Source organism: Plantibacter sp. CFBP 13570, from assembly GCF_014841395.1.
GTDB lineage: Bacteria > Actinomycetota > Actinomycetes > Actinomycetales > Microbacteriaceae > Plantibacter > Plantibacter auratus.
Genome location: NZ_JACYTW010000104.1, coordinates 1 through 7365, shown reverse-complemented (window position 1 = coordinate 7365; position 7365 = coordinate 1). Strand labels below are relative to the sequence as shown.

The window sequence follows — 7365 nt, the reverse complement described above, 5'->3', positions numbered from 1 at the left end:
CCCGGGATCGCCGCGGCCGCGGCCGAGCACCGTCGTCGGCTGAGCGAGGCCTTCGTCGGGCGGACGCTCGTCGTCGCCGCCGGTCGCGCGCCCGTCCGGGCCAACGACTCGAACTACGACTTCCGCCCCGACAGCGACTTCTTCTGGCTCACCGGCTGCTCCGCCGAGGACGCGGTCCTCGTGCTGCGTCCGAGCGGCGCCGGTCACGACGCGACGTTGTACATCCCGGCACCGGCGCACCCGGGCGAGACCGGCTTCTTCGCCGACGCCAACCACGGTGAGCTCTGGGTCGGCTCCGCGCCGGGGCCGGCCGACTGGTCGGCGGTCCTCGACCTCCGGGTCGAGGTGCTCGCCGCGCTGCCCGACGCGCTCCGAGGCGTCGAGCGACCACTCCTCGCGGGGACGCTGACCTCGCAGCATCGCGCGCTCGAGCCGCTGACGGTCGCGCCGGAACTCGGCCGTGTGCTCTCGGAACTGCGCATGATCAAGGACGAGTGGGAGATCGCGGAGCTGCGGCGAGCGGTCGACGCGACCGTCGGCGGGTTCTCCGCCGTGATCCGGGAGCTGCCGACGGCCGTCGCCGGCGGGGGTGAGCGCTGGCTGCAGGGGACCTTCGACCGGCACGCCCGCACCACGGGGAACGGCCCCGGCTACTCGACCATCGTCGGCAGCGGTGCGCACGCACCCACGCTCCACTGGGTGCGCTGCGACGGTCCGGTCCGCCCCGAGGACGCGATCCTGCTCGACATGGGCGTGGAGACGCGTGCGTTCTACACGGCGGACGTCACCCGCACCTTCCCCGTCTCGGGCACCTTCAGCCCGGAGCAGCGGCGCGTCCACGACCTCGTCGAGGCGTCCCACCGCGCCGGGATGGCCGCCGTCCGTCCGGGCCGCGACTTCACCGACTTCCACCACGCCGCCATGGAGGTCATCGCGCAGGGACTCCACGACTGGGACCTCCTGCCGGTGTCCGTCGACGAGGCGCTCAGCCCGGTCGGGCAACAGCACCGGCGGTACCTCGTGTGCGGCATCGGTCACCACCTCGGCCTCGACGTGCACGACTGCGCGAAGTCCTCCTACGAGGCCTACCAGGGCGGCTCGATGGCGCCCGGCATGGTGCTCACGGTCGAGCCGGGGCTGTACTTCCACGCCTTCGACGAGACGGTTCCACCGGAACTGCGCGGCATCGGCGTCCGGCTCGAGGACGACCTGCTCGTGACGGCCGACGGCGCCGAGGTGCTGTCGGATGCGCTGCCCATCGACGCGTCGGGCATCGAAGCGTGGATGCGCGCCCAGTAACCTGAGCGGACCGTGGTGGGAGACGAAGGATGGGAGTCGCGATGAGCATGTCGGCGATCCGACCGGCCGAGGAACGGCTGAGCCTGCGGGCGCAGGTGGAGCGGGCGGTGTCCGCGGCGATCATCTCGGGCGAGCTCGCGCCGGGGACGATGATCTCGGTACCGACGCTGGCGGTGCAGTTCAACGTCTCGGCGACGCCCGTCCGCGAAGCGATGCTCGACCTCGAGAAGCGCGACTTCGTGGAGGCGGTCCGGAACAAGGGGTTCCGCGTCACCGTCGTGAGCGAGGCCTCGCTCCGCAACACGGCGCAGATCCGCCAGCTCCTCGAACCGCCCGCGATGGCGGACCTGGCCGAGGTCTTCGACCACGGCTCGCTGCCCGAGCTCCGGCAGCAGGCTGACGACATCGTGGCCGGTGCCCGTGACGGCGACCTGACCCGGTACCTCGAAGCCGACCAGGCGTTCCACCTCGCGCTCACCGCGAAACTCGGCAACCCGCTGCTCGTCGAGCTCGTCGCGGACCTCCGCGGACGCACCCGGCTCGTGGGGTTGGCCGCCATGCTCGATTCGCAGCAGCTCGACCGCTCGGCCGTTGAGCACCACGAGCTCCTCGACGCCCTCGAGCGGGGTGACGGGGTCGCCGCTCGCGAGCTCATGCACCGACACATCGGGCACACCACCGGCTGGTGGGCCGGCAAGCCCGAATCCGACGCCGAGTAGCCCCTGGCGTGCGTGCGCGGACCTCGACCCGGATCCGCGATCGTGCACGCTTGCCTGTTCAGTGAATGTGTGACACATTACTGAAAGCCCTTCCCCGCATCGACCGAGAGGACCGCACGTGACCCGCATCGTCATCGTCGGCGCCGGCATCGTCGGTGCGGCCTGCGCGCGGATCCTCGCCCGACGCGGTGCCGAGGTCGTCGTGCTCGACCGTTCGGCGGCCGCCGGCGGCACGAGCGGCTCGGGGGAGGGGAACCTCCTCGTCTCCGACAAGGGGCCCGGCCCCGAACTCGACCTCGCGCGGTACGCCTCACGCCTCTGGCCCGTCGTCACCGCCGAACTCAGCGCCGAACTGGGACCGACCTTCCCGAGCATCGAGTTCGAGCGCAAGGGCGGCATCGTGGTCGCCACCACCGAGGCCGGCGCGCAGCCCCTGCTCGACTTCGCCGCCGCCCAGCGCGCCGCCGGTGTCGACGCCAGACCCCTCACCGAGGACGAGCTGCTCGCGGCGGAGCCGTCGATCACCCGCTCGTCCACGGCGGCCGTCCACTATCCCGAGGACGCACAGGTCCAGCCCGTCATCGCCACGGAGGCCCTGCTCGCCTCGGCCCGGCGGGCGGGCGCTGTCGTGCGCACCGGCGTCACCGTGACGGGCGGCGTCCGGAGCGCGACCGGACGCCTCACGGGTGTCCGGACCTCCGTGGGCGACGTCTCGGGCGACGCGGTCCTCGTCTGCGCCGGACCGTGGTCGGCCGAGCTCGGCGACCTGCTCGGGGCACCCGTCCCGGTCCGTCCCCGACGCGGCATGGTCCTCGTCACCACCCGCATGCCGCACCGCGTGCACCACAAGGTCTACGACGGCGACTACTTCGGGGCCACGCAGTCGAGCGACGCCTCGCTCCAGACCTCGAGCGTCGTCGAGTCGACCGCCGCGGGCACGGTCCTCATCGGCTCGAGCCGGCAGCAGATCGGATTCGACGCGCGCCTCGACGTCGACGTGCTCCGCGAGGTCGCGGCGAAGTCGCTGCGCCTCTTCCCGTTCCTCCGCGACGCCTCGGTCATGCGCAGCTACGGCGGCTTCCGGCCGTACATGCCCGACCACCTCCCGGTCATCGGCCCCGACCACCGCGTCGACGGCCTGTGGCACGCGACGGGCCACGAGGGCGCCGGCATCGGACTGGCCCTCGCGACCGCTGAACTCATCGCCGCCCGCCTGCTCGGTGGATCCACCGACCTCGACGACGCCCCGTTCCAACTCGACCGCCCGGGGCTCGCCCCGCACCTGCGCGTCGACCGGCCGGCGGAGGTGGCCTGATGGTCTCGAGACGACTGCCCGCGACGGACGACCGGATCGTGCCCGGTACGGAGGACGCGCTGCGCATCGACCTCGACGGGACGCCCCTCGACGGACTCCGCGGCCAGACGATCGCCGGTGTCCTGTTGGGCTCCGGCGTCCTCGCCTGGCGCCGCACCAGTGGGTCCGGGAAGCCGCGCGGCGTCTTCTGCGGCATCGGGGTCTGCTTCGACTGCATCGTCACGGTGAACGGCCAGCGGGACGTCCGTGCCTGCCAGCGTCGCGCCGCGGACGGCGACCGCATCGAGACACAGCACGACGCCCTCCCGGAACCCACGACGGAGAACGACCCGTTCGGGGACCGGACATGAGCGCCCGGCAGCGTGAGGTCGTCGTCGTCGGTGCAGGTCCCGCCGGCCTCCAGGCCGCGCTCGCCGCCCGAGCCCTCGGCGCGTCCGTCACGCTGCTCGACGCCTCGGACGAGCTTGGCGGTCAGTACTGGCGGCACCTGCCGGCCAGCCGGCCGTCCGCGGCCGAGGCCTCGCTGCATCACGGGTTCGAGCGCTTCGTCGCCATGCGCGCGGCGCTCGACGCCGACGACGGCTGCACGGTGATCACCGAGGCGCAGGTGTGGGCGATCGACGTCGACCGTGCCGCCGCCGACCACGGCTCCGACGTCACCTCCGGGGCGACCGGCCTGCGTCTGCACGTCCTGGTCGGATCGCCGGACGGCACCGACCGCACGCCGCTCACCCTTCGGCCGGACGCGCTCGTCCTCGCGACCGGCGCGCACGACCGCACCCTGCCGTTCCCCGGCTGGGACCTCCCCGGCGTGTTCTCGGCCGGTGCCGCCCAGGCCCTCGCGAAGGGCGAGCGGGTCGCCGTCGGTCAGCGGGTGGTCGTGGCCGGTGCCGGACCGTTCCTGTTGCCGGTGGCCGCGTCCTTGACCGCGACCGGATCACGCGTCCTCGGGGTCTACGAGGCCACGACCGTCGGCGGACTCGCCAGGGGCTGGCTCCCCAAGCCCTGGCAACTGCTCGGCGTGACCGGGAAGGCCGGTGAGCTGCTCGGCTACGTCGGCGGCCACCTCCGCTACCGGATCCCGTACCGCGTCGGTCACGCCGTGGTCGCCGCGCACGGCACCGACCGGGTCGAGCGTGTGACCATCGCCGCCGTCGACGCCGACTGGTCGCCGATCCCCGGGACCGAGCGCACGGTCGAAGCGGACGCCGTGTGCGTCAGCCACGGGTTCACCCCGCGGCTCGAGCTGCCCGTCGCGGTCGGCTGCGCGCTCACCGAAGCCCGGTTCGTCCAGGTCGACGCCGAGCAGCGCACGAGCGTCCCGACCGTCTTCGCGGCGGGGGAGATCACCGGGATCGGGGGCGTCGACGCCGCGCTCGCCGAGGGCGCGATCGCGGGACACGCTGCGGCCGGCGGACTCCCCGGTGCCTCCGGGATCCGTGCCGCCGTGAGCCGACGCGACACGTTCCTCGCCTTCGCCGACCGGCTCGAACGCGCCCACGGCATCCGCGCCGGCTGGAGCGACTGGCTCGCCGACGACACCACCATCTGCCGCTGCGAGGAGGTCGACTACGGCTCCCTGCGAGCGACAGCGACCGCCACCTGCGCGACCGGACTGCGCTCGCTCAAACTCAGCACGCGTGCCGGGCTCGGGATCTGCCAGGGCCGCATGTGCGGTCGCACCGTCGAGGAGCTCCTCCACCGCGTCGCCTCCGAATCCGGCGGCAGCGGCCTCATCGACGGCGTCTCGAGCGACCGCCGGCCCATCGCCTCCCCGCTGCGCATCGGCGAACTCGCCGCGCAGGCACCGGGACACCCTCCCCACGAACCGCCGTCGACCCCGACGGCCGAACACCCAGGATGACCGACCGGTCTCCGCACCACTCCCTCGGAAAGGAACCACCCATGGCCAAGCAGTTCGACCTCGGCGGCGTCATCGTCGCGACCACCCTCGCGTTCAAGGAGGACGCCTCGGCGCCCGCAGGCCTCGCCGTCGACTACGACCGCTTCGCCGAGCACTGCAACTGGCTCATCGAGAACGGCTGCCGCGGCGTCGGCCCGAACGGCTCGCTCGGCGAGTACTCGTCGCTGACGGACGCCGAGCGTCGCAAGGTCATCCAGGTCGCGGTCGACACCGTCGGCGACCGCGGCCTCGTCGTCGCCGGGGTGCACGGCGTCGGCTGGCACCAGGCCCAGCAGTGGGCCGAGTACGCGAAGGAGGACGGCGCGGACGGCGTCCTGCTCCTGCCGCCCACCATCTACCGGGCGAACGACGACGAGGTCATCGAGCACTACAGCCGCGTGGACGAGGTCGGCCTGCCGATCATGGCCTACAACAACCCGATCGACACGAAGGTCGACCTCACGCCCGACCTGCTCGTCGAGCTCGCCAAGCTCGAGCACGTCGTCGCCGTGAAGGAGTTCTCGGCCGACATCCGTCGTGTGCTCGAGATCCAGGACAAGACCGACCTCGACGTCATCGCGGGGGCGGACGACCTCCTCTTCGAGTCCCTCGTCGCCGGCGCGGTCGGCTGGTTCGCCGGCTACCCGAACGCCTTCCCGCGCGAGGCCGTCGAGCTGTACACGCTCGTCACCTCGGGACGTGTCGACGAGGCCCGCACCCTCTACCGCGAGCTCGTGCCCGTCTTCGGGTGGGACTCGAAGACGGAGTTCGTCCAGGCCATCAAGCTGTCGATCGACATCGCCGGCGAGAGCTACGGTGGTCCGACGCGTCCGCCGCGCGGTCCGCTGAACGCGCTCCAGACGGAGCAGGTCACGATGCAGACGCGTCGCGCACTCGACTACCTCGCGGCACGCTGAGCCTGGCGGCCGACGCGACACCCCGACCACGACCACCAGTCCTGAGAGGCACACCATGAAGTCCTCCCGCATGATCAGTGCGGTCGACTCGCACACCGAGGGCATGCCGACCCGCGTCGTCACCGGCGGGGTCGGCGTGATCCCCGGCGCGACCATGAACGAGAAGCGCCTGCACTTCATGGAGCACCTCGACGACCTGCGGCTCTTCCTCATGAACGAGCCACGCGGTCACGCGGCGATGAGCGGGGCGATCCTGCAGCCGTCTACGCGTGCGGACTGCGACTGGGGCGTCGTGTACATCGAGGTGTCCGGATGCCTGCCGATGTGCGGGCACGGCACCATCGGGGTCGCGACGGTCCTCGTGGAGACCGGCATGGTGGAGGTGGTCGAGCCGGTCACGACGATCCGGCTCGACACCCCCGCCGGACTCGTGATCGCGCGGGTCGACGTCAGCGACGGGCACGCCGACCGCGTGACGATCGAGAACGTCCCGAGCTACGTCGACCGCCTCGACGCCACGGTCGAGGTGCCGGGCCTCGGCGCCGTGCCGTACAGCCTCGCGTTCGGTGGCAACTTCTACGCGATGGTCGACCTCGACGACGTGGGCCTGCCCTTCGACCGCGACCGCCAGCAGGACATCCTCGACGCAGGACTGCGCATCATGGCGGCGATCAACGAGCAGGCGCCGCCCGTGCACCCCGAGATCGCCGGGCTCGACCACTGCCACCACGTCGAGTTCATCGCACCGGGATCCGACGCCGTGCTGTCCCGGCATGCGATGGCCATCTTCCCGGGGTGGTTCGACCGCTCGCCATGCGGAACCGGAACCTCGGCGCGCATGGCCGAGCTCTGGGCCCGCGGTGAGCTGCCGCTCGACCAGGACTTCGTCAACGAGTCCTTCATCGGCAGCCGGTTCACCGGCCGGCTGATCGCCGAGACGACGGTGGCGGGCAGGCCGGCCGTCATCCCGACCATCTCCGGTCGGGCCTGGGTCACCGGTATCGGCTCCTACCTCCTCGACCCCGCCGATCCGTTCCCGACCGGCTTCCAGTTCTGAACCACACCACGATCCCGGAGGATCACATGACGACCATGCCAGCCCCCGACGCCACCATCGCTGAGACCACCCCCGAGCAGCTCGAGGAGGTCCTCCAGCGGGCCGCCGCGGCGGCACCCGCGTGGGCCGCGACGCCGGCGGACGCCCGTGCGCGA

7 protein-coding genes are annotated in these 7365 nt (G+C 72.3%); all 7 read left to right on the top strand.

Annotated features, from left to right (window positions below; genetic code table 11):
- Positions 1–1299: aminopeptidase P family protein (locus IFT89_RS19195; RefSeq protein ID WP_202939764.1), on the top strand; the 1299-nt coding region annotated here is incomplete at its 5' end.
- Between the two features lie 41 nt (positions 1300–1340).
- The gene (locus IFT89_RS19190; protein ID WP_064294279.1) at positions 1341–2018 is read left to right on the top strand and encodes a GntR family transcriptional regulator; all 678 of its coding nucleotides are present in this window, start codon (positions 1341–1343) and stop codon (positions 2016–2018) included.
- Positions 2019–2136: 118 nt separating this feature from the next.
- Positions 2137–3333 carry an NAD(P)/FAD-dependent oxidoreductase gene (locus IFT89_RS19185; protein WP_202939763.1) on the top strand — a complete coding sequence of 399 codons (1197 nt, stop codon included), beginning with the start codon at positions 2137–2139 and terminating at the stop codon, positions 3331–3333.
- Positions 3333–3683, top strand: coding sequence for a (2Fe-2S)-binding protein (locus IFT89_RS19180; RefSeq protein WP_137242192.1), 351 nt, complete (start codon positions 3333–3335; stop codon positions 3681–3683). The genes IFT89_RS19185 and IFT89_RS19180 overlap by 1 nt, the downstream gene beginning before the upstream one ends.
- Positions 3680–5197, top strand: a complete 1518-nt coding sequence (locus IFT89_RS19175) for an FAD-dependent oxidoreductase (RefSeq protein ID WP_202939762.1) — start codon at positions 3680–3682, stop codon at positions 5195–5197. The genes IFT89_RS19180 and IFT89_RS19175 overlap by 4 nt, the downstream gene beginning before the upstream one ends.
- Positions 5198–5238: 41 nt before the next feature.
- Complete coding sequence (locus IFT89_RS19170; protein WP_191940598.1) at positions 5239–6153, top strand: dihydrodipicolinate synthase family protein; 915 nt, start codon at positions 5239–5241, stop codon at positions 6151–6153.
- A gap of 55 nt (positions 6154–6208) precedes the next feature.
- Positions 6209–7210, top strand: a complete 1002-nt coding sequence (locus IFT89_RS19165) for a proline racemase family protein (protein WP_202939761.1) — start codon at positions 6209–6211, stop codon at positions 7208–7210.
- Positions 7211–7365: the final 155 nt, after the last annotated feature.

What these genes read in the sequence shown, in the direction of transcription:
- IFT89_RS19165 (WP_202939761.1), top strand. Translation starts at nt 6,209, where the DNA reads ATGAAGTCCTCCCGCATGATCAGTGCGGTCGACTCGCACACCGAGGGC.
- IFT89_RS19180 (WP_137242192.1), top strand. Translation starts at nt 3,333, where the DNA reads ATGGTCTCGAGACGACTGCCCGCGACGGACGACCGGATCGTGCCCGGT.
- IFT89_RS19175 (WP_202939762.1), top strand. Translation starts at nt 3,680, where the DNA reads ATGAGCGCCCGGCAGCGTGAGGTCGTCGTCGTCGGTGCAGGTCCCGCC.
- IFT89_RS19190 (WP_064294279.1), top strand. Translation starts at nt 1,341, where the DNA reads ATGAGCATGTCGGCGATCCGACCGGCCGAGGAACGGCTGAGCCTGCGG.
- IFT89_RS19170 (WP_191940598.1), top strand. Translation starts at nt 5,239, where the DNA reads ATGGCCAAGCAGTTCGACCTCGGCGGCGTCATCGTCGCGACCACCCTC.